We start from the raw sequence: 25,393 nt of genomic DNA on the forward strand, positions 1-25,393 counted from the left end.
CATCCTTGTCCTATCGAAAAACGGCGCACGTCCTGTGCGCCGCCCTCCGGGTCTACTGTTGACCGGCAAAGCGGCAAAGCAGATCAAAATCTTGGCAACTGCAACTGCAACTGCAACTGCAACTGCAACTGCAACTGCAACTGCAACAACGACGCCGTTCTTGGGTGGGAGCGGCGCGAGCCGCGACCAAACGAAGAGGTTTAACGCCACGTCGCTGTCCGAAGCCCTGCTGAGCAGTGCGGAGCCGGAATGTCTCGGTTCCGGTCATTGCGCTTGCGCTCGTCGCTTCGTTCTGTCGCGGCTTGCGCCGCTCCTACCCCTAAAGGCAGCGCCGCCCAAGCCGACTGCCTGGAGCCGCCGAGCAAGATCAGCCGTGCTGCTTCTGCGCGGCCTCGAATGCGGCCAGTTGTTCCGGGGTGGCGTCCTTCTGATGCTGGGCCTTCCACTGCGCGAACGGCATGCCGTACACGGCCTCGCGGGCTTCGTCCTTGCTCATGGCGATGCCGCGCGCGTCGGCGGCTTCGCGGTACCAGTCGGCCAGGCAGTTGCGGCAGAAGCCGGCCAGGATCATCAGGTCGATGTTCTGCACGTCGCTGCGCTCGTGCATCAGGTGGGCGATCAGGCGCCGGAAGGCGGCGGCCTCGATCGCCAGGGTTTCGTGGTCCTGAGGGGGATGGTCGGGGGGCGGGGTGTGGCTCATGGCGGCGCTCGCGGTGACCCGGCAAAAAACGCGGGTGGGAATAGGGGATAATGCGCGGCCTCGACTCTACCGCAGCGCATCCGACCTCGCATGACGTCCACACCCCATTCGGCGCATCCGGCCCGCATCCTCGACGGCAAGCGCATCGCCGAGGATCTGCTCGACAATCTCAAGGCCCAGGTCGATGCGCGCATCGTCGCGGGCCAGTCGCGGCCGGGTCTGGCGGTGGTGCTGGTCGGCAACGACCCGGCCTCCAGCGTCTACGTGCGCAATAAGCGCCGCGCCGCGCAGAAGGTCGGGATCCGCGCGATCGACTACGACCTGCCGGCCGATACCAGCGACGAGCAGTTGCTGGCCCTGATCGACCGGCTGAACGCCGATCCCGAGGTCCACGGCATCCTGGTGCAACTGCCGCTGCCGGACCGTCGCGACGCCACCGCGCTGATCCACCGCATCGACCCGCGCAAGGACGTCGACGGCTTCCATCCCGAAAACGTCGGCCACCTGGTTCTGCGCCAGTTCGGCCTGCGTCCGTGTACGCCCCGCGGCATCACCACCTTGCTGGGCTATACCGACCGCCCGGTGCGCGGGCAGAGCGCGACCATTGTCGGGGTCAGCAACCACGTCGGCCGGCCGATGGCGTTGGAACTGATGATCGCCGGCTGCACCGTCACCAGCTGCCACAAGTTCACCCCGCCGCAGGTCCTGGAGGCCTCGGTGCGCGGCGCCGACATCCTGGTGGTCGCGGTCGGGCGTCCGCAGCTGATCCCGGGCGAATGGGTCAAGCCGGGCGCGGTGGTCATCGACGTGGGCATCAACCGGCTCGACGACGGCCGCCTGGTCGGCGACGTCGGCTTCGATGCCGCCGCCCAGCGCGCCAGCTGGATCACCCCGGTGCCGGGCGGGGTCGGGCCGATGACGGTCGCGACCCTGATGCAGAACACCCTGGAAGCGGCCGAGGCCGCCGACGCCTGAGCGCCCGCGGCCCAAAGGGTAGGAGCGGCGCAAGCCGCGACCACGCCCTTGCAGGTCGCGGCGCCATCGGCGGTGTCCCCTGAGCCCCTCCGCCTGAATGCCGTCCTGACCGCAGAACGCCCAATTCCATGCGCAGGCGAGCGCCGGAGGCCCGGAACGGGATACAATGGCGCGCTTCATCCTCCCGGGCCCGCCCATGCTGCGCATCCAGGCTGAAGCGCTTACTTACGACGATGTGTCCCTCGTCCCCGCGCATTCGATCGTCCTGCCTAAGGACGTAAACCTCTCGACCCGCCTGACCCGCGACCTGTCGATCCGCCTGCCGATCCTGTCGGCGGCGATGGACACCGTCAGCGAGGCCCGCCTCGCGATCGCGTTGGCCCAGCTCGGCGGCATCAGCATCATCCACAAGAACATGAGCCTGGAAGCCCAGGCCGCGCAGGTCGCCCAGGTCAAGAAGTTCGAGGCCGGGGTGATCCGCGAGCCGTTCACCGTCGGTCCGGAAACGACCATCGGCGAAGTGCTCAAGCTGACCCGCGCGCGCAACATCTCCGGCGTGCCGGTGGTCGACGGCGGCCAGCTGGTCGGGATCGTCACCAGCCGCGACATGCGCTTCGAGACCAAGCTCGACGATCCGGTGCGCCACATCATGACCAAGCGCGACCGCTTGATCACGGTGCAGGAAGGCGCCAGCGACGACGAAGTGCTGCAACTGCTGCACCGTCACCGCATCGAGAAGATCCTGGTGGTCAACGACGGCTTCGAGCTGCGCGGCCTGATCACGGTCAAGGACATCCAGAAGAAGACCGACAACCCCAACGCCGCCAAGGACAGCGCCGAACGGCTGCTGGTCGGCGCGGCGGTCGGCGTCGGCGGCGACACCGAGGCGCGCGTCGAAGCCCTGGCCGCGGCCGGCGTCGACGTGGTCGTGGTCGATACCGCGCACGGCCATTCGCAGGGCGTGCTCGACCGGGTCAAGTGGGTCAAGACCCGTTTCCCGCAGTTGCAGGTGATCGGCGGCAACATCGTCACCGGCGACGCCGCATTGGCGCTCATGGATCACGGCGCGGACGCGGTCAAGGTCGGCGTCGGCCCCGGTTCGATCTGCACCACGCGCGTGGTCGCCGGCGTCGGCGTGCCCCAGGTCACCGCGGTGGCGATGGTCGCCGAGGCCCTGCAGGACCGCATCCCGCTGATCGCCGACGGCGGCATCCGCTATTCGGGCGACATCGGCAAGGCGCTGGTCGCCGGCGCCTCCACGGTCATGGTCGGCGGCCTGTTCGCCGGCACCGAGGAAGCCCCGGGCGATATCGAACTGTTCCAGGGCCGCAGCTACAAGAGCTATCGCGGCATGGGCAGCCTCGGCGCGATGGAGCAGGGCTCCAAGGACCGTTATTTCCAGGACGCCTCCGACGCCGACAAGCTCGTGCCCGAAGGCATCGAAGGCCGCGTGCCGTACCGCGGCCCGCTGCACGGCGTGGTGCACCAGTTGGCCGGCGGTCTGCGCGCGACCATGGGTTACGTCGGCTGCGCGACCATCGAGGACATGCGCAAGAAGCCCAGCTTCGTGCGCATCACCAACGCCGGTGCGCGCGAAAGCCACGTCCACGATGTGCAGATCACCAAGGAACCGCCGAATTATCGAGCGGGTTGAAACCTAGGAACGAGTGAAGAGGAGTGAGGAACCAGTGTCCCGCTCCTCTTCGACCATTCCGAAGCCGCTTTTGCTCCTCTCGTTCCTCACTCCTCTCCATTCGTTGCCGGCTCCATGACTGACATCCATAGCGACAAGATCCTGATCCTCGACTTCGGCGCGCAATACACTCAGCTGATCGCGCGCCGCATCCGCGAACTCGGCGTGTACTGCGAAATCTGGGCCTGGGACCACGATCCGGCGGAAATCGCCGCGTACGGCGCCAAGGGCATCATTCTTTCCGGCGGCCCCGAATCGACCACCGAGCACGGCTCGCCGCGCGCGCCGCAGCAGGTCTTCGACGCCGGCCTGCCGATCCTGGGCATCTGCTACGGCATGCAGACCATGGCCAAGCAGCTCGGCGGCGAAACCGAGGCCGCGGACCAACGCGAATTCGGCCATGCCGAAGTGTCGCTGGTCGCCCACGACCGTTTGTTCGACGGCCTCAAGGATCACCCGGGCTCGCCGCCGCGCCTGGACGTGTGGATGAGCCACGGCGACCACGTCTCGAAGGCGCCGGAAGGCTTCACCGTCACCGCCAAGACCGACCGCATCCCGGTCGCCGCCTTTGCCGACGATGCGCGCCGCTGGTATGGCGTGCAGTTCCACCCCGAGGTCACCCACACCAAGCAGGGCCAGACCCTGCTGCGCCGCTTCGTGGTCGACATCTGCGGCTGCCAGACGCTGTGGACGGCCGCGCACATCATCGAAGACCAGATCGAGCGCGTACGCGCGCTGGTCGGCAGCGACGAGGTCATCCTCGGCCTGTCGGGCGGCGTCGACTCCTCGGTCGTGGCCGCGCTGTTGCACAAGGCGATCGGCGACCAGCTGACCTGCGTCTTCGTCGACACCGGCCTGCTGCGCTACAACGAAGGCGACCAGGTCATGGCGATGTTCGCCGAGCACATGGGCGTCAAGGTCGTGCGGGTCAATGCCGCCGACCGCTACTTCGACAAGCTCGCCGGCGTCAGCGACCCGGAAGCCAAGCGCAAGATCATCGGCAACCTGTTCGTCGAGATCTTCGACGAAGAGTCGAACAAGCTCGCCAACGCCAAGTGGCTGGCGCAGGGCACGATCTACCCCGACGTGATCGAGTCGGCCGGCAGCAAGACCGGCAAGGCCCACGTCATCAAGAGCCACCACAACGTCGGCGGCCTGCCCGAGCACATGAAGCTCGGCCTGGTCGAGCCGCTGCGCGAGCTGTTCAAGGACGAAGTGCGCCGCCTCGGCGTCGAACTCGGCCTGCCGCGCGAGATGGTCTATCGCCATCCGTTCCCGGGCCCGGGCCTGGGCGTGCGCATCCTCGGCGAAGTGAAGCGCGAATACGCCGATCTGCTGGCCAAGGCCGACCACATTTTCATCGACGAACTGCGCAAGGCCGGCCTGTACGACAAGACCAGCCAGGCCTTCGCGGTGTTCCTGCCGGTGAAATCGGTCGGCGTGGTCGGCGACGCGCGCGCCTACGAGTGGGTGATCGCGCTGCGCGCGGTCGAGACCATCGATTTCATGACCGCGCATTGGGCGCACCTGCCGTACGACTTCCTCGGCACGGTCTCCAACCGCATCATCAACGAACTGCGCGGCGTCTCGCGCGTGGTCTACGACATCAGCGGCAAGCCGCCGGCGACGATCGAGTGGGAATGAGCCGTCGCTGAGCACATCGCGGTCTTGTCGCGCACGGCAAGGTCGCGATGCCGTCGCATCGGCCGTGGCATGCGTGGCAACCTCCGCCTTGGTTGGGTAAAGCCAAGGCGAATCGTTCGGAACCGCTGGCGCTGGCCGCGGTTCCCGCGTTTTCCTGTTTGTTCTCAGGGCGCGCTTCGAAAATCGCGCTAGCGAAGTGCCGTGCCGGTGTCTGCCGTTCGGTTCCGCAGCGGCTGTCCGGGCGCGAGCCATCGTGTCGGCGGAGCATCAACCCAAGCTTTCATAGCGCTGCCTTCCGGCCCTGGCGTCGGGACGGGCGCTCCGTGCCCATTCCCGAGTGCGTTTGTGTGATTCGCAACGCGTTTCCGCGGGCCTGACGCCGCTAGGGTGCGAACGGCATCCGGGTATCGGCCCGGAGCCGCCAGGGGACACAAGGATGTCCGCACCCGCTTGGATGGGCTGCCTCATTACCGTCGTGTTTCGCGAAGCCGACGCGCGGCCGGGGTGGTCGTCGCGCCGCCGCGAACCGCCATGTTCCTGTTTTCGGGCGCCGGCGCCGACCAGGCCCGCAGTTGGTCTGTCCGCCATTGAATCTTCGACATCGCCGGTCTGCACGACCGATGCGCATGAGCGTCATCCGACTGCTCAGGGCTTGAAGACTGTTGCGACGAAGCGCGTGCCGCCGTTGGTGCGCGCTCGCTCCGTCGAGGAGCGAGGCGAGCAAGCACTGCGAAATACGAGCTCGCGACGGCGAAACGCCGCATCGCGGGACCGATTGGCTGCGGAAGGAGTCGCGGCGAACCCGCGCTGGACGGCACCCGCCGTCGGCGTCCGAGACGGCGGGGAAGGAGAGCCCCGGTCGTCCCATCACCATAGGAGAAGGCGATGAATAGGAAGTCCCGTACCAAGGTATTGCTGGCTTGCTTCGCGTTCGGCTTGGGTCTCAGTGTCAGCCTCAGCGCGTTCGCGCGGCCCTGCTGCAGCAGCTGCGATCCGGACGATCCGGATTCGCGTTGCTGGGCCATCTGCTCGCCGGGCTGCTGATTCCGGCACCAGGAAGGGGCGGGTTGACCGCCCCTTCCTTCGATCCACGAGGACCGCCGCGGCTCTGTCCGCTGTCCGCTGCCGATGCCGCGCCTCGGCAAGCGAAGCTCTTCACCACAGATCCCCAGAGCCGAGCCCGATGCACTCGCCGGCGCCGCCGACATGCCCGCGACATCGGGTCACATCCGATGGATAACTGCGTCTCGGATCATGACATCGCCACAGTGGCGCCTTCGATTTAGGACAAAGCCAGTCCGGAATGGGGCGTAGCTTCGCCGCATGACGATCTGTCCCGGGGCCTCGATCCAAGCGGCTCACGGGCATCCGTCTGCGCATAGAAGCGGGGTATGTCGAGCCGCCTTTCGCGTTTACGCGTGATCGCTGTCGATTTTGGAGTGCTCGACTCGTCGTTTCTTCAGTGCCGGCCGATCCAGGCAATCGCCGTGGCCGACCTGCACGAGGAACGGCCTTGATAAGGAGAAGTTCGATGTCGAGATATCTGCCGGTGGTGGCGGCCTTGCTGGCCTTGCCGCATCTGATCGCGGCCGCGTCTGCGCGGACCGAATCGGATGCGGCGCGCAGCGAACATGCTATCGAGCTGGAACGGGCCCGCTGCGACGCGCTTTACCGGAAACACCCCGTGGCGGCACCCAGAAAGACCGCGAAGCCGATCGTGGCCGCGCCGCGATCGCTCGGTGCGCACTGAGCGCGCCAGCGCGCTTGCTTCAGGCTGAGGGCCAGGCGCGCATCGCGATGCGCACGACCTGCGCCAGCTGCGCCGTCGTCGCACCGTCGCGTGCCTGGATCGACAGGCCCTGGGTCAGGGCGGTGAGGAACTTGGCCAACGCTGCCGCATCGGTATCGGCCGGCAGGTCGCCCACGCGCATACCGCGCTCGATGCGCAGCAGGAATTGGCTCTCGAGCGCGCTGCGATAGCGCGCGAGCTCTTCGCGCAGTTCGGCCGGCAGGCCGCCGGCCTCGGCCGCGATCAACATGCAGCCGGAGCGCTGTTCGGACTCGACGAAACTCTGCCCGATCGCTTCGAAGAAGGCTTCGAAGGCTTGGCGCGTGCTCATGTTTTCGTCGGCGAGCAAGCGTCCGCCGTTGCAGCGGTAGCCGTCGATGTAGCGGGCGATGGCGGCGCGGAACAATTGTTCCTTGCTGCCGAACGCGGCGTACAGGCTGGGGGCGGCGATGCCCATCGCGGCGGTGAGCTCGCTCAGCGACGTCGCCTCGTAACCCTGGCACCAGAACAAGCGCATCGCCGTTTCCAGGGCCTGCTCGCGGTCGAACACCCGCGGCCGGCCGCGTGGGCGGGGCGCCTGCTTGCAGCTGTCCGAGGCCTCGGCGAGGGGCTCGAGTTTCGCAACGGGTATTTCCATAGCGATCGATAATAAAATCGTTGACCCGGCCGGGGCAAGCGGCCAGAATCTCGCTCGCATTCCTTAGCAATCGCTACATTAAGTTTCCGGCCCGGGGTCGCCACTACCTGTGTGGCGCGAGCCTGCGCCGTGCAGTCGGTTTCGATCCATCCGCAAGCAGCTCACCGGCGCGCCGTCCGACGGCGGCGCGTTCGCCACCACGCCACCAAGAGAATCCCCATGAATCTATCCTTGTACGACATCTCGGTACCCAGCCTATTGCGCGGTCTCGACACGCTCTCGCACTTGCTCGACAAGGGCGCGGCGCATGCGCAGGAGCAGGGCATCGAGGTCGGGCAGTTGCTCGGCGGCCGTCTCGCCCCCGACATGTACACGCTGACCCGCCAGGTGCAGGCGGCCAGCGATGCGGCCAAGTTCGGCGCCGCGCGCCTGGGCGGCATCGCGCCGCCAAGCTTCCCCGATACCGAAACCACCCTGGACGAGCTGCGCGAGCGTATCGCCCGCACCCAGGAGTTCCTGCGCAGCGTGCCGCGCGAGAGCATCGAGGGCCAGGAGCAGCGCGAGGTCGTGATCCGCCCGCCGAACGCGCCGGAGCTCAAGTTCGTCGCCGCCGATTACATCCGTTTCTTCGTGCTGCCGAACTTCTATTTCCACCTGACCACCGCCTACGGGATCCTGCGTCACCAGGGCGTGGCCCTGCGCAAGCCGGACTTCCTCGCCGCCGGCTCGATCTGAGCCGCAGCGGCCCCGCATGCAGGCGCACCGGCACGGCCGGTGCGCCGCCGCGGCGCGTCGGCGATAATCGCCGCTTTCCACGAGCGGGACCCGCGCCGAGTGAGCGAGCTGGCCGACATCGACGAACGCTGGATGCGGCATGCGCTGGCCCTGGCCGAACGCGCCGAGCGCGAAGACGACGAAATCCCGGTCGGGGCGGTGTTGGTCTCGGCCGACGGCGAGGTGCTCGGCGAGGGCTGGAACCGCAACATCGGCAGCCACGACCCCAGCGCGCACGCCGAGATCGTCGCCCTGCGCGAAGGCGGCCGGCGGCTCGCCAATCACCGTCTGATCGGCACGACCCTGTACGTGACCCTGGAGCCTTGCGCGATGTGCGCGATGGCGATGGTGCATGCGCGCGTCGCGCGCGTTGTGTTCGGCGCCGGCGACCCCAAGACCGGCGCGGCCGGCAGCGTGTTCGACCTGTTGACCGATCCGCGCCACAACCATCGCATCGAGGTGCGCGGCGGGGTGCTCGGCGAAGAGGCCGGCGCGCGTCTGACCGCATATTTCCGCCGCAAGCGCGGCAAGCCGATCGCAGGGGCGTAGCTCGCATCCAGCGAGTTTCCGGCGCGGGCGCGTAAACGCCAGTTCGTGCGAGGCCTTCGCTCTCAACGCGCGCCGTCGCGCATCAGCGCCGCTTCTGACGTCCGTTGTCGCGGTCGAATTCGCGCTTCACTTCGGCATCGAGCATGCTCACGCTCATGCGCGCTTCCCGGCCCATGTTGATCGACGCGGCGAGTACCAATAGCACGCCGCACATCGCCAGGCCGGTCGGTACGCCGCGCAGGCGGTAGTCGGTGAACTGGTCGATGCCGATCGCCAGGCTGGTGGCGACGAAGGCGGTCATGGCGCCGTACAGCAACTGCAGGCAGATCAGGATCAGGCGCACGCGTCGGCGGTGCAGGATGATGCGCGCCTCCAGATAATCGCGGGCCTGCTCGTCGACGGTGTCTTCGAGTTGGTTCAGTTGCTGGCGCATGCGGTCGACCACGCGCGCCAGGCGGTTGTTCGAGGACACCAGCAGCGAAGCGGTTGCGGTCAGGAAGAACGCCGGCGTGATCATCGCCGACACCACGGTGTAATGGCTGCTCAGTTGCAGCAGAGGATCGGCCATGACGGGCTCCAGGATCGATGCGCGCGAAGCCCGATGATGCCGCAAGCCGGGCCGCAGCGGTTCATGCGCGCGGCTTGGACCAGCGCTTCATCGCGGTGATGTGGCCGTGGTCCATTTCCTCGTTGACCGCCTCGACCGCCAGCGAGGATTCGCGCGCGAGCAGCAGGCTGGCAGCGAACATCGCCAGCACCCCGAGCGCGGCGAGGATCGTCGGCACCGCGCCGAGCCGGTAGCCGAGGAAGGCGTCGCCGGCCACGCTCAGGCTGGTGCCGACGAAGAAGCTGATCGCGGTGTAGAGCAACTGGCTGCCGCGCAGGATGATCTTGCTGCGCTTCTTCTGGCGCAGGATATGGCGTTCGAGCTGGTCGCGCTCCTCGGCGTCCTCGGTTTCGGCCAGTTCCTTCAGCAGGACCCGGGCGCGGTCGATCACCCGCGCCAGGCGGTTGTTGGCCGACAGCAGTAGCGAGGCGGTCGCGGTCAGGAAGAACGCGGGGGCCAGCATCGCGGTGAGGATCGCGTAGTGGGCGAAAGAGGCGGCGTTCTGGCTCATTGCGGTACGGCAGCGGGGAAGGGGGCTGGGCTATCATGCCGCGACACGGGCACGACGGCGAGGCTATGAGCGACAAGACAGGGCAGGAGCACCGGCTGATCTGGATCGATCTGGAGATGACCGGGCTGGATACCGACCGCGATTCGATCCTGGAAATCGCCACCGTCGTCACCGATGCGCAGCTGCAGGTCCTGGCCGAAGGGCCGGAACTGGCCATCGCCCATTCGCTCGAACGCCTGCAGGCGATGGACGAGTGGAACCGCCACCAGCACGGCAAGTCCGGCCTGTGGAAGCGCGTGCTCGAACAGGGCGTGGCGATGGAAGAGGCCGAAACCCGGACCCTGGAATTCCTCGCCCAGTGGGTGTCGCCGAACACCTCGCCGATTTGCGGCAATTCGATCTGCCAGGATCGCCGCTTCCTGCACCGCTGCATGCCGCGGCTGGAGAAGTACTTCCACTACCGCAACCTCGACGTCAGCACGATCAAGGAGCTGGCGCGGCGCTGGGCCCCGGACGTGCTGGCCGGGTTGAGCAAGGACAGCAAACACACAGCCCTGAGCGACGTCATGGACTCGATCGCCGAGCTCAAGCATTACCGCGCGGCGATGGGCAAGTTGGGCGGATTGGGCTGAGGCTGCCCTGAGGCCACCGCCTCGGGGATCGGCGAAGCGGCTGCGGTCACGCCTTCGGCTTGACCACCGGCTGGGCCACATCGCCGTCGTCGGCGATGGCCTTGGTCAGCACTTCGGTCAGCGGGCGGCCGTCGGCGTCGTGGTGATACACGTGCAGATCGCGCTGCGGGTAGGGGATGTTGAGGCCCTTGCCGATCAGCTCGTTGCGGATGCCCTCGACCAGGTCGCTCTTGGTCCGCATCAGGTTCGCGGTCTTGACCCAGGAGCGCAGCTCCAGGTTGACGCTGCTCTCGGCCAGGGCCGTCACCAACACTTCCGGCGCCGGGTCCTGCAGCACGTTCGGATGCGCGGTGGCCAGGGCCAGCAGGGTTTCCTTGGCGACCTTGAGGTCGTCGTCGTAGCCCACGCCGACGGTCAGGTCGATGCGGCGCTTGGGGTTGGCGGTGAAGTTGATGATCGCCGCGGTGGTGATCAGGCTGTTCGGCAGCACGATCACGCGGTTGTCGATGGTGCGCAGGCGGGTCTGGAACACGCGGATCTGTTCGACCGTGCCCTCGATGCCGGCGGCCTGGACATGGTCGCCGGCCCGGAACGGGCGCAGCACGATCAGCATCACGCCCGAGGCGATGTTGGACAGCGAGTCCTTCAGCGCCAGGCCGATGGCCAGGCCGGCCGCGCCGAGCACGGCGAGCACCGAGGTCATCGGCACGCCGAGCTGCTGCAGGGCCGCGACCGCGACGATCACGATCATCGCCGCGTAGGCGATGTTGCGCAGGAAGCCACGCAGGGTGACTTCCATGTTGGCGCGGGTCATGACCCGCTCCAACGCGCGCGACAGCCACTTGGCCAGCCACAGGCCGATCAGCAGGATCGCCAGGGCGCTGATCAGGACCAGGCCCTTGGTCTGCGCCCAGGCGAGCAGCTTGTCGATGTCGAAGCCGGCCTCAAGTCCCAGCAGGGACTTGGGGACCAGCGCCTGCACCGCGTCCTTTTCCGTCATCGTGCGCTCAGGCCTGGGCCTTGGCTTTCGCCTTGGCCAGGCGCAGCCAGGTGTCGACCACGGTGTCCGGGTTCAGCGACACCGACTCGATGCCCTGATCCATCAGCCATTCGGCCAGGTCGGGGTGATCGCTCGGGCCCTGGCCGCAGATGCCGACGTACTTGCCCTTGGCGCGCGCGGCCGAGATCGCCATCGCCAGCAGCTTCTTGACCGCCGGATCGCGTTCGTCGAACAGGTGGGCGACGATCGCCGAGTCGCGGTCCAGGCCGAGGCTGAGCTGGGTCAGGTCGTTGGAACCGATCGAGAAGCCGTCGAAGATCTCGAGGAACTCGTCGGCCAGCAAGGCGTTCGAGGGCACCTCGCACATCATGATGATCTTCAGGCCATTCTCGCCCTTGCGCAGGCCGTTCTTCTCGAGCACTTCCAGCACGCGACGGCCCTCGTCGAGGGTGCGCACGAACGGGATCATGATCCAGCAGTTGGTCAGGCCCATTTCCTCGCGCACCTTCAACACCGCCTGGCATTCCAGGGCGAAGGCGTCGGAGAAGCTCGGGTCGACGTAGCGGCTCGCGCCGCGGAAGCCGATCATCGGGTTCTCTTCGTGCGGCTCGTAGCGGGTGCCGCCGATCAGGTTGGCGTATTCGTTCGACTTGAAGTCCGACAGGCGCACGATCACCGGATGCGGCGCGAACGACGCGGTGATGGTGGCGATGCCTTCGGCCAGGCGGTCGACGTAGAACTGCACCGGGTCGTTGCCGTAGCCGGCGATCTTGGCGTCGATCTTCTTCTTGGTATCGGCGTCCTGCGAGGCGTATTCGAGCAGCGCCTTGGGATGGATGCCGATGTGGCTGGCGATGATCATCTCCAGGCGCGCCAGACCGACGCCGGCGTTCGGCAGCATCGCGAAATCGAACGCGCGCTCCGGGTTGGCGACGTTCATCATCACCTTGAGCGGCGCCGGCGGCATCTTGTCGAGGTCGGCGACGTGCCGCTCGAAGGGCAGGCTGCCGTCGTAGATGAAACCGGTGTCGCCTTCGGCGCAGCTGACCGTGACGACCTGGCCGTCCTTGATCGCATCCAGGCCGTTGGTGGTGCCGACGACCGCCGGCACGCCGAGTTCGCGGGCGATGATCGCCGCGTGGCAGGTGCGGCCGCCGCGGTTGGTCACGATCGCCGCGGCGCGCTTCATCACCGGCTCCCAATCGGGGTCGGTCATGTCGGCGACGAGCACGTCGCCCGGCTGCACGCGGCTCATGTCGTCGAGGTTGCGCACCACGCGCGCCACGCCGCTGCCGATCTTCTGGCCGATGGCGCGGCCTTCGGTGATGATCTCGCCGCGCTTTTCGAGCTGGTAGCGCTCGATCTGGGTGGCCTTGCCGCGCGACTTCACCGTCTCCGGGCGCGCCTGGACGATGAACAGCTTGCCGCTGACGCCGTCCTTCGCCCACTCCACGTCCATCGGACGGCCGTAATGCTTTTCGATGACCAGCGCCTGCTTGGCGAGCTCGTGCACGTCGGCATCGTTGATCGAGAATGTCGCGCGCAGTTCGGCCGGGGTGTTCTCGGTGCGCACGCGCTCGCCGGGCTGGTCGGAATAGACCATGCGCAGTTGCTTGGCGCCGACCGAGCGGCGCAGGATCGCCGGCTTGCCCTGTTGCAGAGTGGGCTTGTAGACGTAGAACTCGTCGGGGTTGACCGCGCCTTGCACGACCATCTCGCCCAGGCCGTAGCTGGAAGTGATGAAGACCACGTCGCGGAAGCCCGACTCGGTATCGAGGGTGAACAACACGCCGGAGGCGCCGACGTCGGAGCGCACCATCAACTGCACGCCGGCCGACAGGAATACGTCCTCGTGCTTGAAACCGTGGTGCACGCGGTAAGCGATGGCGCGATCGTTGTAGAGGCTGGCGAAGACTTCCTTGACCTTGCGCACCACGTCGTCTTCGCCGGTGACGTTCAGGAAGGTTTCCTGTTGGCCGGCGAAGGACGCGTCGGGAAGGTCTTCGGCGGTGGCCGAGGAGCGCACCGCGACGGCGACGTCGCCGCCGCCGTTCTCGTTACAGAGCTTGCGGTAGGCGGTGCGGATGTCCTGGTCGAGATCGTCCTGCAGCGGCGACTCGATCACCCAGCCGCGGATCTCGGCGCCGGCGGCGTTCAGCGCCGGCACGTCTTCCACGTCCAGCGTCGCCAGCTTGTCGAAGATGCGCTGGTGCAGGTTGTTATGGGCGATGAAGGCCTTGAAGGCTTCCGAGGTGGTGGCGTAGCCGCCGGGCACCGAGACGCCGAGGTTGGCGAGGTTGCCGATCATCTCGCCGAGGGAGGAATTCTTGCCGCCTACGCGGGCGAGATCGTTGAGGCGTAACGCGTGCAGCCAGAGGATGTTCTCGTTCAAGACACACAATCTCCGAGGGGGGAGGACACGTCAGGGGCGCGGCCAAGCGGCTATGATCGCCCGGGCGTCGGGTGCATACAAGCTTGATCCGACGGGCTTTTTCGTATTGGTGCAGCTTCGAGACGGGGTGGGCGATGGCAGGAACAAGACCGGTTTTCTACGTTTCCGACGGTACCGGCATCACCGCCGAGACTATCGGTCACAGTTTGCTGACCCAGTTCACCGAGACCCGGTTCGTCACCGATCGCATCGCTTTCGTGGACAGCGTCGAGCGCGCCCAGGACGCCGCGGCCAAGATCCGCGAGGCCGCCGTGGTCCACGGGGTGCGGCCGGTGGTGATCAATTCCTGCATGGACGGGGAGGTCGGCGCGGCCCTGGCCGAGAGCGGGGCCCTGATGCTGGACGTATTCGCGCCGTTCATCGAACCGCTGGAGCGCGAGCTGCACGAGACCCGCCAGCGCCGGGTCGGCCAGGCCCACGGCATCGCCGACTTCGAGACCTACCACCGCCGCATCAACGCGATGAATTTCGCCCTGACCCACGACGACGGGGCCAGCGTCGACTACGCCGAGGCCGACCTGATCCTGGTGGCGGTGTCGCGGGCCGGCAAGACCCCGACCTGCGTTTATCTGGCGCTGCATTACGGGGTGCGCGCGGCGAACTATCCGCTGACCGAGGAAGACCTCGAGCACGACCGCCTGCCGCCGCGCCTGCGGCCCTACCGCAACAAGCTGTTCGGCCTGACCATCGACCCGGTCCGGCTGCAGCAGATTCGCCAGGAGCGACGGCCGAACTCGCGCTACGCCCAGTTCGAGACCTGCAAGCGCGAGGTCGCTGCGGCCGAGATGATGTTCCGGGCCGAGCGCATCCCGACCCTGAGCACCACCCACACCTCGATCGAGGAAATCTCGAGCAAGGTGCTGACCACCCTGGGCATCCATCGCGAAATGTTCTGATGCCGCCATGCGCCGCGCCGCCATGCGCGGCGCGGATGCGCGCGAGCGAGCGAATACGCGGGGCAGGGCAGGCCCTGAGTGCGATGCGGAGCAGGGAGGGTTGCGAGGCGATGGCTCGCGGATGAATGCATGAACCGGGGCGTAGGACCGCGCGCCGCAGTGGGGTTCGGGGGGCGAATTCCGGAGCGCGTGCTTCGGCGTGTTTCCGGCCCCGTTCGCCTTGGCGAAGAGCCTACAAATTAAGGCTTTTTTGCCATTGCGTCAATCCTGCCGCGCGCTGCGCAAGGCGTGTAGGATCGCGAACATGAGCACCGCCGCCTCCCGCTTCGCGCGCCTTCCCAAACTCAGCCGTTTCGGCTGGTTGATGGGCTTGTACGCGGAGAATCACGATCGTCTTTCGCGCCTGTTTTCTCCGGCCGAGCTCGCACGCGGCGTGTACCTGTCCGACGTCGGCGACGGCCTCGAGCTGCGCCTGGACGTGATCGAGCAACATCGCTATACGACCGAAATGCGCTTGACGTATGCGCTGCAGGACCCCCTGACCGGCGAACCCGACCCTTCCGCGTATCTGCGCCTGTATCACGACGCGCACCAGGTCGAAGCCACCCATTGCTATGTCGGCCGCCGCTGGCAGGACGTCATCGGCATGTACCCGCCGCCGGCGGAGGTGATCGGCCACCGCATGCGCATGAATACTTTTTTAGGAAAGTGGCTCGAGTATCTAGCGGAACGGGGTCATGGCATGGCAACATTGCGCCCGGTCGAACACGACCCCGCGCAGCCCGATCCATTCGGCCCAGGCGACGCGGGACCGGGAAAAAATTTAGCGATGAATGCTTGACGACATCGCTGAACGCCCGCTAAGATGTTCGTCTTTCCAGCACGTGGGGCCATAGCTCAGCTGGGAGAGCGCTACAATGGCATTGTAGAGGTCGCCGGTTCGATCCCGGCTGGCTCCACCACTCTTCGGAACTGAAAGGGTTTCCGGACGAGTTAGCTGCAAGAACAACAAGTTTTGTCCCCATCGTCTAGAGGCCTAGGACATTACCCTTTCACGGTAGCGACCGGGGTTCGAATCCCCGTGGGGACGCCAGATGTAAAGATAAAGCCCTGATTTTTCAGGGCTTTTTTCTTTTTTAATTCGGGATTTTTCGGATCGGTTCCAGCAAAATTGTTTTCGCCTTCCGGCGATTTGCTTTGCTTCTTCTGTTGCCCTCAGTCCAGCGTAGCCAATTCTCGAAACGCCACCTTGCCGCGCGACACTTCGGCCAGCAACAACTTCCCACCGATCGGCTCACCGGGATTGTCGCGTCTAACAGCGTGTACCTGATCCCTTGCTAGGGCCTCCATCTCTGACAGATTGGAGAGGTTCGATACCTTGCGGCCCGGGGCAGGCGCAATTCGGCACGTCACTTCCGTCGTTTCAAACTCGTCCTTCGCCGATTGACGTCGAGCGGCCAAGCAGACGGGTTGCCCGCGCGTGTTGGACCATCCGAGCAAAACAACTTCATGTCCTACTGCGGCCGCTTCCCATTTGTTTGCTTCGGCCATCTGTAGGTAGCCCGCCGTTGCCTCGGCCAACCGCCGGCGCCAAGACTCCAAGAGCGAGTCGAAATCTTGTTCGGGTGTCAGGAAGCAGTTCAAAAACACATGCGCTAGAAAGCTGAGTTCGCCACGACAGGCGATAACCGCGCTGTGGTGTGCAAGGGACACCATCTTGCTTTGTTGGAAACTGTGGTCACCCGCAACGGATCGACTGTTGGTGTCGACGCAAAGCCAGGCGATGCCGTCTCCAACTACCACGTTAAGTAAGCTCATAAGCCCCCCGGTCTGCCTAGTGCATGGACTCTATCGGGGAACCGCGGTGCTCGCCCAGGGGGGCAAGAGGGGGCTCATGCGCGCAACCGGGCCGCAGTGATAGGCTAGAAACGTTTCCGCAAGCCTGGGGTGAGTAAGGCGGGCGGACACGTCCAGACATCTCTACGCGACTATCGCGATCACGGAAGGGGGAAGTCGTGATTCTTGTAACTGCATTTGTTGGGCCGTTCCGCTCTATCAATTCACAGCAGGAAATTGAGATCGACGAGAAGGTGACTGTGCTCGTCGGCATGAACGAAGCTGGCAAGACGGTCTTTCTGAAAGCTCTTGAGAAGGCGCGCGATGCTTTGGGCGCTGAGGACTTTGAGCCGACGGAAGATTATCCGAGAAAGGATCTAACCGCCTACCTAAAGCGGCATGCCAGCACGCCGGATTTAGCGGTCAAATTGGTATACCAACTGACCAATGCGGAGGTTGATGACATCAACCAACAGTTGGGCATTCGGATACCGCACGGTTGGAAGTTTGCCATCGATCATAAGTACGACAATGGGAAGATGATCGATTTGACGATCGATTCGCAGATCGATCAGGCGCCTGCCGTTGCTGCCCTTGCGAAGTTTCCTGGATTGAGCGACCCGGCAGCCTCTGCCGTGAAGACCGCGAAAACCGTGTCAGCCGCAACGGCGAAATTGGCTGCGGTAGAGACGCGGAACGAAGCAGACGAATCATTGCTTCAGCAGCTCAATACGAGAGCAGCGAAGCTGGCTAAAACCAATTGGACAGATGTTCTTTCATTGGAAGTTTGGCGCCTGCTGTCAAAGAAGGTGCCAAGTTTCCTTTACTTCAGCGACTACGACCTCCTCCCTGGCAAGCTGAATTTGAAGGATTTGGCTAATCGAACGGCCGCTGCGAAAGCTGATGCCGCGCAAAAACACCAGGTGAAGCCTCAGCATAAGGCTGTTCTTGCTTTGTTGAGGATGGCTGATGTTGAGGTTTCTGAGTTCTCGGGGAATACCAGCTACGAAGTGCTCAAGTCCAAAGTAGAGGCGGTTTCAATCAGCCTCACGGATCAGGTTCTGGAGTTTTGGAAGCAGAACGAAGACTTAGAGGTTGAGGTCGACATCAGGTCCGACCCGACGGACGAACCACCATTCAATGATGGTCCTAACCTCTATTTGCGAATAAAGAATCGGCGCCATCGTGGAGTAACTACCCCGTTCGACCAGCGAAGCCGCGGTTTTATTTGGTTTTTTAGTTTCCTCGTCTGGTTTGATAGCGTCCAACACCAGCTCAATGCGGCGGGTGAACCTGAAAGTGCTCCGCTGATTCTGCTCTTGGATGAACCAGGACTAGCCCTCCATGCGTTGGCGCAGGCCGATTTCCTGCGCTATATCGATTCGCTGTCTAACCAGCACCAAGTTATCTACACAACGCACTCGCCCTTCATGGTGCATTCGGATCGCTTGGAGCAGGTGCGAGTTGTGGAGGATCGAGCGACCGTTGGAACCGTCATATCCAAGAACATGGCTGGATATGACGATCGAACAATATTTCCGCTTCAGGCAGCACTCGGATGGACCCTTGCTCAGAATCTCTTCATAGGCAAATACAACTTGCTAGTCGAGGGACCTTCTGAGCTGGCCTACTTGAAGGCAATGTCTGCGTTCGTGGAGGCATCAGGCGGGAAAGGGCTGTCTGACAAGATCACGATCGTCCCGGCGGACGGACTTACCAACGTTGCCACCTTTATCCTCCTGCTCGGAGCGAATGGCTTGCAGTTTGCCGTTCTGCACGATTATTCCGGGGGGCCGGAGCAGAAGTTGGAATCGCTTATCCGTAACAAGCTTCTTGAAAAGAAGGCTGTCTTTAATGCATCGCAGTTCCGGGAGGCTGAGAATCCGGGCCAGGACACAGTGCCAAGCGATATAGAGGATCTATTCTCTCCCTCGATCTATTTGGGCTGCTTTAACAAGGCATACGCGAAGGAGCTCAGTAGTCCATTGCTTGAGAGCGAACTTGAGTCGGGAAGTCGAATCGTCCAACGAATCGAACGTGCGCTGCAGAAGCGAGGTGAAAAGGTTCGACCCTCGGGTGGCTTTAATCACTACTTGGTAGCGTCAACCTTCGCCGCCTCGCCGCCTGCTTTGGACGACCAAACACTGAAGCGATTCGCGAATCTGTTTAAGGCGATCAGTTCCGTACTTAAGTGACGGGACGCCACCAGCCCGGATGTTCGTTTTGCCCGGATAGGCGGCTGGATCAGGTCGGCGGCATCGTCCTTAAGTTGCGCCGGATGCGATTCGGGCGCCCTTTTTTACCCGGAAGAATGCAAATAGCTGATTTGTAACGCAATTCAATTCGGGACTTAACGAGGGATCCCCGTGGGGACGCCAAACAACACAGAAGGCCGCCGAAAGGCGGCCTTCTGTGTTTTCGTGCGTGCGACGAACGAATGCCGCCGGCATGCGCGCGTTCGTGGCTGCGCTTTCACGGCCTGTCTTGCATGGCTCGATAAGCGGAGCGCGTAAGGCCGGCGATGTGCATCGACGCATTGTGCGCGGCGCGCGCCTTGTCGATACGGTCGTTGCGCCGCCGCGGGCACTCGCCCGAACAGTCTCTATCGGCCTCGATTGGCCTTGTCGGCTTTAATCGGCAGCGACTTCGGCGTACATGCCGTTGTGCACGGTCTCGATGATGTCGTTATAGCTGCCGGTGGACCACGGCTGTCCCTTGCCCGGCGCATACAAAGTCATCTTGGCCGGAACCACCCGGCTGCCGGCCTGATCGAGCAAGCGATCGAACTCGGTCAGCCCTTCCAGCAATTTCTTGGTCTTGAGCTTGGCCGGATTGCCCTTCTTCGCCAGCACGTCCTGCATGCGCAGGCTCAGCGCCGGCACGGTGCATTCGAGTTCGACCTCGCTGATCCGCCCGTTCTTGACGTATTCGTTTGCCTGTTCGGTGTTCGACACGCCACGGCATTGCGCGCCGGCCGCCAGCTGGTTGACCCGCTTGATCGCTGCGACGAGGGCCGGCTTGGCCTTGGCTTTGTCGACCTTCGGCATGTCCGCCAGGATGCCGTCGGCGAAGCCTTCGTACTGCTGCTCCATGCCGACCGTGTCGGCCAGGTCCTCGAGATCGAAGGCGTTTTCGCTATTGGCGTACAGCGGTTTGGAGTAGGCGTTGAGTTGCTTCGCCGCTTCGAGGTCCTGCCTCAGAGCGACGCGCGCGTAAAGCTCGGCGACCTGCTCGGGCTTCATGGCGATCTTGGGCGCGCGGGTCTTGGCTTTGGCGGCCTTGGACGGCTTGGCGGCGAACGCCGGGTCGAAGGCCGGCGCGAGCACGGCCGGAATCAACAGCGCGGCCAGCAGCGCATTACGGAGAGGGTTGCGGGACATAGGGCGTTCCTTTGCGTGGGAAGAGGGTGGTTTGCCGGTTCAAAGCGACCGGCTGGTCCGGCCGAGGCGGGCATGCGGGCCCGCCGAAGTCATAGGACGAACGACGGCACCCGTTCCAGCACGCCGCCGGCGTAGTCGCGCTGGAACGGCAGGTCCGGGCGATGGGCGTAGCCGATGTAGCAGTCGCAACGCGAGTTCGGACAGCTGCGGGTGCGCAGTTGCGCCGCATAGCTGCCGTCGTAGAGGTTGCCTAGCGGTTCTGCGACGAAGTGGCAGCGCTTGACGTTGCCGTCGCCGTCGACCGAGACCACGTTTTCGCCGGTCAGGCAGGGCGCACCCAGGCTCGGCGCGGGGTCGAGGTTGTAGCGGAAGTGCGGGTCGATGCGTTGCAGGCGCTCGATCTGAGCCTCGTCGTAGTAACCCGGCGGACGCTCGTCGTAGGCGTTGAGCCACAGCGGCGTGTGCGCCGGTAGTTCGGCCCGCAGCGCTTCGATTTCGTCCAGGTGCTCGTGCAGGGCGACCATGCCGACGCTGTGGCGCACGCCGCGGTGCGCGAGTTCGCGGCAGCGGGCGAGGAAGGCCGCTCGCGTGACCTGGGTCGGGTGATAGGTGCACCACAGTGCGAGCGTGCGGGTATCGACGTCGTCGAGCCAACGCATGCCGACGCACAGGTTGGTCTGGATGGCGACTCGGCGCACCTGCGGCAGGTGGCTCAGGCGGGTCATCGCGTCGCGGTAGTGGCGGCGCACCAGGCCTTCGCCCCAGGGGGTGAACAGGATCGACAGGTCCATGCGCTGCTGCGTCGCCCAATCGACGAAACGCGCCAGGTCGTCGGCGTCGCGACGCAGGGCCGCGCGGCTGTCGTAGGTCTTCGCGAACGGGCAGTAGGCGCACTCGTAGTTGCAACTGCTGAGCCGGCCGCGATAGAGCAGGGACAGGTGCATGCGCTCAGCCGAGGCGATAGTCGTGCATGCGCTCGGCGATGCGCGCCGAGGTCAGCCAGGGGCCGATGGTGTCGGAGCGGGCGAGGCCGGCGTCGGTCAGGGCGAGCATCGCTTCGTCGCCATGGGCCAGGTCGAGGTCGAGCAGGTCGCGCAACTGCGGCAGGTCGTCGAGGCAGTCGGCGCCGAAACGGCGGCGGTAGTCGTCGCGGTCCAGGCCCGGGCGGATCAGCAGGGACTGGATGACGTGGCGGCGCCGGCGTTCGTCCTCGTCGAGCTCGATGCCGTAGTCGGCGTAGGCGAACGAGGCCGGGTCGCGGGCCAGGTAGTGGTCGAGGATCTCGGCGACGCTGCGCCGGGCCACGCCATACTCGCTGGAGTAATGCAGGGTGCCGGTGTAGGAGCGCGCACCGCAGCCGACCCCGACCATGCCGTCGCTCTGGCAGCAGTAGACCGGCGCGGCGATGTCGGGCGAATGCGGGGCGCGGAACATGCGCATCGAGACCTGGGTGTAACCGGCCGCGAGCAGATGGTCGCGGCCGGCCTCGTACAGCGCCAGGCGCGTGTCCAGCGGTTCGGGCTGCAGGGCGAACCCGGGCTTGGCGCCGGCCTTGGCCTCGATCCGGCCCAGGCCGGTCAGCGGCCGCACGTACAGCGGATACAGATAGATCTCCTCGGGCTGATGCGCCAGGGCGCTGTCGATCGAGGCGAGAAAACTCGTCACCGTCTGCCCAGCGATGCCGTAGATCAGGTCTAGGTTGAGGATCGGGAAGGCCTGCTCGCGGATAGTCGCGATCGCGCGCTCGACCACCTCGCGCTGCTGCGGCCGCACCAGCGAGCGCACCTCGGCGTCGCTGAAGCTCTGGATGCCCATGCTGACCCGGTCGATGCCGGCTTCGCGGCAGACCCGCAGCTTGTCGGCATCGACGGTTTCCGGCGACACCTCGATGCCGGCCGGCGTGGTCTTCAAGTCGATCGAGGCGTGGCGTTCGACCATAGCGAACACTCTGCGCAACTGGTCGACGTCGAGGTAAGTCGGGGTGCCGCCGCCGAGCGCGAAACGCACGAAACGGTGATCGCCGAGCGCCTGCGCGGTGGCCTGCAGCTGCCGCTCCATCTGGTCGAGATAGGCGTCGACCTTGGCCGGTTCCGGCCGCGCCAGCGCGAACAGATTGCAGAAGCCGCAGCGATAGGAGCAGAACGGGATGTGCAGGTACAGGAACAAGGCATCGCGGCGTTCGCCGGCCCACAACTGCGACAAGGGCTGCGCCGGCTCGATCGGGCGATAGGCGGTCTTGTGCGGGTAGGAATACGAGTACGCCTGGTAGGGCGGCAAGTTGAGCAGGTCGGCGAGGCCGGGCGAAGCAAGGGGAGCGGTCATGGCGTGAGTATGAAATGCGCGTAAGGCACGGTCATCACCACTTCGTGGGCGAGGCGATGGCCGTGGTAGCCGTCCTCGCCGTAGGCGGTGCCGTGGTCGGAGCAGGCGATGACGAAGGCGCGTCCGCGTTCGCGCAAGGCGGCGAACAAGGGCGCGAGCGCGGCGTCGACGTAGCGCAGGGCGGCGCAATGGCTGTCGTAGCCGTCGTGCTCGGCGCCGGCGAGGTAATGGCGATTGGGCTGGTGCAGGGCGGAGACGTTGATGAAGACGAAGCAGCGGGTATCGCTAAGTTCCTCGCTGCGCAGGCGTGCGCAGGCCAGCGCGACCTGGCGCTGGGTGGAGTCCGCCGCGGTGACGCCGAAACCCGGCTCCCAATAGCTCTCGTCGAACAAGCCGGGCAATTGCGAACCGAGCGGGTTGCGCTTGTTGAAGAAGCCGACCCCGCCGACGCAGATCGTGCGATAGCCGGCGTCGTGCAGGCCGGAGACGATGTCGGCGCGGTCGCGGAACACGTAGGTGTGGGCGGCGGTGGTTTCGCTGCCTTCGAAGTCGAGCGCGAACAAGCGCGGATGCGGGCCGGGCGAGGCCGGCGTAGGCAGGAAGCCGGCGAAGAACGCCGCGTGCGCGGCATAGGTGAAGCTGCCCGGCGTGTGCCGGCGCTCCCACCCGCCCGGAGGCAAATGCGGGCCTATCACCGGCAGTTCGCCGCGCTCGAAGCAGGCTTGGGCGGCGTCGTAGCGCAAGGTGTCGAGGGTGATCAGGACCAGGTCGTGATCGCCGACGATGGCGCGCATGTCGGGCAGGGCGTCAGGCATGGGCGAGGACTCGTTGCGGGCCGGTCGTGATGTGCGGCGAGGGCGTCAGCGCCGCCTGATCGTCGTAGGTGCCGCGGCCTTGCCACAGCAAGTTCGGCAGCAGGTCGCCGAAGGAGTTGGCTTCGAGCAGCCAACTGCGGCGGCCGCGCAGGATCAGGTCGAAGCCGATCATGCGGCTGCGCGGGAACACGCCGGCGGCACGCTCGCTCGCGGTTTCCAGCGCCTGCATCGAGTCCGCATCGAGCCAGGCCTCCAGCGCGCCGCGGCGGTTGCCCAAGTGCAGATTGGTTAACGGCCTTCGGCTGACCCGGGCGACGCGTTGCCGCGCCTGGCCGTCGAGGGCGACTACGCGCAGGTCGTAGTGTCCGCCGAGGGCATCGGGCGCGCGCGGCTTCGGTATCCAGCGCTCGGCGTATGCGCCTTGTGCGGCGAGGAGGTCGACAAGGCGGGCGATGTCGCGGGCGGCGGTGTAGCGGCGCGGGCGCAGCGAATTGAACACGCGGACTTGCCCGCCGCTTTCGACCAGTTCGGTCGAGCCGTAGGCGATCTCGCGGCCGGCGCGGTTGCGCCGATACGCCAACACGCCGGCGCCCGAGGATCCGTAGCGCGCCTTGACGAAGGCCTGGTCGCAGCCGGTATCGCGCAAACGTTCGCGCAGGTCTTCGTAGCCGTCGATCGGACCGAGCAGCGGCGGCACCTCGATCCCGGCCGCGATCAGGCGCTGCTGGCAGGCCAGCTTGTCGCTCATGCAGGCGATGTCGTCGGGCGGGTTGAGGTAGGCGGCCTCGGCCGGCAGCGAGCGCAGCAGATCGGCGAAGCCGGCGTACCAGTAATGCTGATAGGCGAGTTCGCCATGTTCGAGCGGTTGCGGCGCTGGGCCGGGCGCGCCAAGCCGATGCCAGCCGCGTTCGATCAGGGCGGCGTGCAGGGCCGGCGCTTCGCCGGGCGATTCCAGCTTGACCATCGCGCCGCGATGGCCGCCGATCGCCTCGGCGGCGCGTTCCGGCGCGCTCAGCAGGTTCTGGTAGTCGACGACTTCGGCCGCAGGCAGGCCGCGCTCGCGCAAGGCCTGCTGCAATCCCTGGACCCGGCGGCTGGCGCGCGGGCCGAACAGCAGCCAGGGGGTGGCGGCCACGTCTTACTCGGCGACTGCGACGTAGCGCTCGCCGTCGTCCTCGTCTTCATGCTCGTCGAGCACCACTTCGCAGGGCAGGCTGGCGAGTTTCTGCTGCCATTCCGGCGAGATGTAGTGGTGGCTCAGGTTGATGCGTTCGATGCCGCCGAGGTTCGGGCTTTCGAACAGGGCCTGCGCACCGACGTCGCCGATGGTGCCCAGCGACAGGTCGAGGGTCTGCAAGCCGCCCAGCCAGGGCTGCGCGGCCAGCCATACGGCGAGTTCGTCGCTGATGCTGGCGTTGCGCAAGCCCAGGTAACGCAGGCGCTCGGGCTGGATCGCGGTGAACAGGCGCTGATAGGTCGCCAGGTCGCCGTCGTAGCCGTAGTTGTCGTCGCCGAGCCACAGTTCGAGGTGGTGCAGCGCGGGCAGCTTGGAGCCGGCGAGGGCGTCGACGATCTTCGACGGCAGGCCGCCGCATTCGATCGCCAGTTCCTGCAGGTGCTCATGCTCGAAGGCCTGCAGCTCCAGACCGCTGGAGCCGCGGATGCGCAGGGATTCCAGCGCCGGATAGGCGGCGAGCAGGGCGTTGTACGAGGTCTGGATGATCCAGGAGATCTCGCAGTCTTCGTACGTCATGTCGCCGACGAACAGCCCCTTGAGCGCGGGCAGTTCGGCGCGGCGTTCGATCAGCAGGTCGAGATAGCCCGACGGGCTTTCGTCGTGGGCTTCGCTCCAGGGGCCGACGACCAGCGCATCGAGCGTGCCCGGGTCGACCTGCGACAGCAGACTGCCGAGCAGATCGCCTTGGCTTTCGGCGCTGTCGTAGTCCTGATGCAGGCGGTAGACGACGTCGCCGCCGGCGGGCGTCTCGCCCATGCTGAAGTTCACGATGCGCTTGCCGCGGTAGATCTGCGAATACTCGCCAATGGCCACGAGTGGCTCCTTGCCTGAATGTGCCGCAAGCATACCCAAGCCCGGGCCGACCGCGTAGCCGCGCGCAGTTTGCGCATCGCGGCGGTCGGCACAGCATCGGCGCATCGATCGGCCCTCATCGCGCGGCGGTG

Annotated in this window: 23 protein-coding genes and 2 tRNA genes; 12 read left to right on the top strand and 13 right to left on the bottom strand. The window is 65.6% G+C overall.

Going from position 1 to position 25,393, the window contains the following annotated elements; genetic code table 11:
* Window positions 1–367 precede the first annotated feature (367 nt).
* Window positions 368–700: a DUF1244 domain-containing protein gene (locus ACTJJK_RS15590; RefSeq protein WP_057917781.1), complete on the bottom strand. Its 333-nt coding sequence runs from the start codon at window positions 698–700 to the stop codon at window positions 368–370.
* 90 nt (window positions 701–790) lie between these two features.
* On the opposite strand from ACTJJK_RS15590, the gene folD reads away from it, so the two are divergent.
* The 4 genes from folD (at window position 791) to ACTJJK_RS15610 (ending at window position 6,762) form a co-directional block, all read left to right on the top strand.
* Window positions 791–1,675 (top strand): bifunctional methylenetetrahydrofolate dehydrogenase/methenyltetrahydrofolate cyclohydrolase FolD, encoded by an 885-nt coding sequence (gene folD / locus ACTJJK_RS15595; RefSeq protein ID WP_031370693.1) that lies wholly within the window; start codon window positions 791–793, stop codon window positions 1,673–1,675.
* Between the two features lie 196 nt (window positions 1,676–1,871).
* Window positions 1,872–3,329, top strand: a complete 1,458-nt coding sequence (gene guaB / locus ACTJJK_RS15600) for an IMP dehydrogenase (protein WP_031370694.1) — start codon at window positions 1,872–1,874, stop codon at window positions 3,327–3,329.
* A 114-nt stretch (window positions 3,330–3,443) separates the two neighbouring features.
* The gene (gene guaA, locus ACTJJK_RS15605) at window positions 3,444–5,012 is read left to right on the top strand and encodes a glutamine-hydrolyzing GMP synthase (RefSeq protein WP_031370695.1); all 1,569 of its coding nucleotides are present in this window, start codon (window positions 3,444–3,446) and stop codon (window positions 5,010–5,012) included.
* Window positions 5,013–6,543: 1,531 nt separating this feature from the next.
* Window positions 6,544–6,762 carry a hypothetical protein gene (locus tag ACTJJK_RS15610; protein WP_031370696.1) on the top strand — a complete coding sequence of 73 codons (219 nt, stop codon included), beginning with the start codon at window positions 6,544–6,546 and terminating at the stop codon, window positions 6,760–6,762.
* Between the two features lie 19 nt (window positions 6,763–6,781).
* Here the strand turns inward: ACTJJK_RS15610 and ACTJJK_RS15615 are convergent, their stop codons facing one another.
* Window positions 6,782–7,438 carry a TetR/AcrR family transcriptional regulator gene (locus tag ACTJJK_RS15615; protein WP_440730658.1) on the bottom strand — a complete coding sequence of 219 codons (657 nt, stop codon included), beginning with the start codon at window positions 7,436–7,438 and terminating at the stop codon, window positions 6,782–6,784.
* A 219-nt stretch (window positions 7,439–7,657) separates the two neighbouring features.
* Between ACTJJK_RS15615 and ACTJJK_RS15620 the strand changes: the two genes are divergently transcribed.
* A complete protein-coding gene (locus tag ACTJJK_RS15620; protein ID WP_031370698.1) occupies window positions 7,658–8,173 on the top strand; it encodes a DUF1993 domain-containing protein in 516 nt (171 codons plus the stop codon).
* A gap of 99 nt (window positions 8,174–8,272) precedes the next feature.
* Window positions 8,273–8,761, top strand: coding sequence for a tRNA adenosine(34) deaminase TadA (tadA, locus tag ACTJJK_RS15625; RefSeq protein WP_031370699.1), 489 nt, complete (start codon window positions 8,273–8,275; stop codon window positions 8,759–8,761).
* 82 nt (window positions 8,762–8,843) lie between these two features.
* Here tadA and ACTJJK_RS15630 read toward each other — a convergent pair whose 3' ends face one another.
* A complete protein-coding gene (locus ACTJJK_RS15630) occupies window positions 8,844–9,329 on the bottom strand; it encodes a DUF2721 domain-containing protein (RefSeq protein ID WP_051884431.1) in 486 nt (161 codons plus the stop codon).
* Between the two features lie 61 nt (window positions 9,330–9,390).
* The gene (locus ACTJJK_RS15635; RefSeq protein ID WP_051884433.1) at window positions 9,391–9,879 is read right to left on the bottom strand and encodes a DUF2721 domain-containing protein; all 489 of its coding nucleotides are present in this window, start codon (window positions 9,877–9,879) and stop codon (window positions 9,391–9,393) included.
* A gap of 65 nt (window positions 9,880–9,944) precedes the next feature.
* Here ACTJJK_RS15635 and orn point away from each other — a divergent pair, with 65 nt between their 5' ends.
* A complete protein-coding gene (orn, locus tag ACTJJK_RS15640; RefSeq protein ID WP_440730659.1) occupies window positions 9,945–10,511 on the top strand; it encodes an oligoribonuclease in 567 nt (188 codons plus the stop codon).
* A 46-nt stretch (window positions 10,512–10,557) separates the two neighbouring features.
* Here orn and ACTJJK_RS15645 read toward each other — a convergent pair whose 3' ends face one another.
* Together ACTJJK_RS15645 and ppsA are read right to left on the bottom strand one after the other, a co-directional pair.
* Complete coding sequence (locus ACTJJK_RS15645) at window positions 10,558–11,511, bottom strand: mechanosensitive ion channel family protein (RefSeq protein WP_051884435.1); 954 nt, start codon at window positions 11,509–11,511, stop codon at window positions 10,558–10,560.
* Window positions 11,512–11,518: 7 nt separating this feature from the next.
* Window positions 11,519–13,903, bottom strand: coding sequence for a phosphoenolpyruvate synthase (gene ppsA / locus ACTJJK_RS15650; RefSeq protein ID WP_223619571.1), 2,385 nt, complete (start codon window positions 13,901–13,903; stop codon window positions 11,519–11,521).
* A gap of 134 nt (window positions 13,904–14,037) precedes the next feature.
* Between ppsA and ppsR the strand changes: the two genes are divergently transcribed.
* From ppsR to ACTJJK_RS15670, 4 genes are all read left to right on the top strand, one after another.
* Entirely contained in the window at window positions 14,038–14,859 is an 822-nt protein-coding gene (gene ppsR, locus ACTJJK_RS15655) for a posphoenolpyruvate synthetase regulatory kinase/phosphorylase PpsR (RefSeq protein ID WP_031370705.1), read from the top strand.
* 304 nt (window positions 14,860–15,163) lie between these two features.
* Window positions 15,164–15,700, top strand: a complete 537-nt coding sequence (locus ACTJJK_RS15660; RefSeq protein WP_051884437.1) for a DUF1249 domain-containing protein — start codon at window positions 15,164–15,166, stop codon at window positions 15,698–15,700.
* A 45-nt stretch (window positions 15,701–15,745) separates the two neighbouring features.
* Window positions 15,746–15,821 (top strand) — tRNA-Ala (locus ACTJJK_RS15665).
* A 55-nt stretch (window positions 15,822–15,876) separates the two neighbouring features.
* Window positions 15,877–15,952, top strand: a tRNA-Glu gene (locus ACTJJK_RS15670).
* A gap of 122 nt (window positions 15,953–16,074) precedes the next feature.
* On the opposite strand, the gene ACTJJK_RS15675 is transcribed toward ACTJJK_RS15670, so the two are convergent.
* Entirely contained in the window at window positions 16,075–16,677 is a 603-nt protein-coding gene (locus ACTJJK_RS15675; protein WP_440730660.1) for a hypothetical protein, read from the bottom strand.
* Window positions 16,678–16,874: 197 nt separating this feature from the next.
* On the opposite strand from ACTJJK_RS15675, the gene ACTJJK_RS15680 reads away from it, so the two are divergent.
* Window positions 16,875–18,890, top strand: coding sequence for an AAA family ATPase (locus tag ACTJJK_RS15680; RefSeq protein ID WP_440730661.1), 2,016 nt, complete (start codon window positions 16,875–16,877; stop codon window positions 18,888–18,890).
* 435 nt (window positions 18,891–19,325) lie between these two features.
* On the opposite strand, the gene ACTJJK_RS15685 is transcribed toward ACTJJK_RS15680, so the two are convergent.
* From ACTJJK_RS15685 to ACTJJK_RS15710, 6 genes are all read right to left on the bottom strand, one after another.
* On the bottom strand, window positions 19,326–20,075 hold the full coding sequence (locus ACTJJK_RS15685) for a hypothetical protein (protein ID WP_440730662.1): 750 nt from the start codon (window positions 20,073–20,075) through the stop codon (window positions 19,326–19,328).
* A gap of 89 nt (window positions 20,076–20,164) precedes the next feature.
* Complete coding sequence (locus ACTJJK_RS15690; protein WP_440730663.1) at window positions 20,165–21,019, bottom strand: STM4011 family radical SAM protein; 855 nt, start codon at window positions 21,017–21,019, stop codon at window positions 20,165–20,167.
* Window positions 21,020–21,023: 4 nt separating this feature from the next.
* Window positions 21,024–22,397: an STM4012 family radical SAM protein gene (locus ACTJJK_RS15695; protein ID WP_440730664.1), complete on the bottom strand. Its 1,374-nt coding sequence runs from the start codon at window positions 22,395–22,397 to the stop codon at window positions 21,024–21,026.
* Window positions 22,394–23,212 (bottom strand): STM4013/SEN3800 family hydrolase, encoded by an 819-nt coding sequence (locus tag ACTJJK_RS15700; RefSeq protein WP_440730665.1) that lies wholly within the window; start codon window positions 23,210–23,212, stop codon window positions 22,394–22,396. Before ACTJJK_RS15700 ends, ACTJJK_RS15695 begins: the two co-directional genes overlap by 4 nt.
* On the bottom strand, window positions 23,205–24,326 hold the full coding sequence (locus ACTJJK_RS15705; RefSeq protein WP_440730683.1) for an STM4014 family protein: 1,122 nt from the start codon (window positions 24,324–24,326) through the stop codon (window positions 23,205–23,207). The genes ACTJJK_RS15700 and ACTJJK_RS15705 overlap by 8 nt, the downstream gene beginning before the upstream one ends.
* A 24-nt stretch (window positions 24,327–24,350) precedes the next feature.
* Window positions 24,351–25,262: an STM4015 family protein gene (locus tag ACTJJK_RS15710; protein WP_223619578.1), complete on the bottom strand. Its 912-nt coding sequence runs from the start codon at window positions 25,260–25,262 to the stop codon at window positions 24,351–24,353.
* Between the last annotated feature and the right edge of the window lie 131 nt (window positions 25,263–25,393).

Source organism: Lysobacter sp. 22409 (assembly GCF_052045105.1).
GTDB lineage: Bacteria > Pseudomonadota > Gammaproteobacteria > Xanthomonadales > Xanthomonadaceae > Lysobacter > Lysobacter antibioticus_B.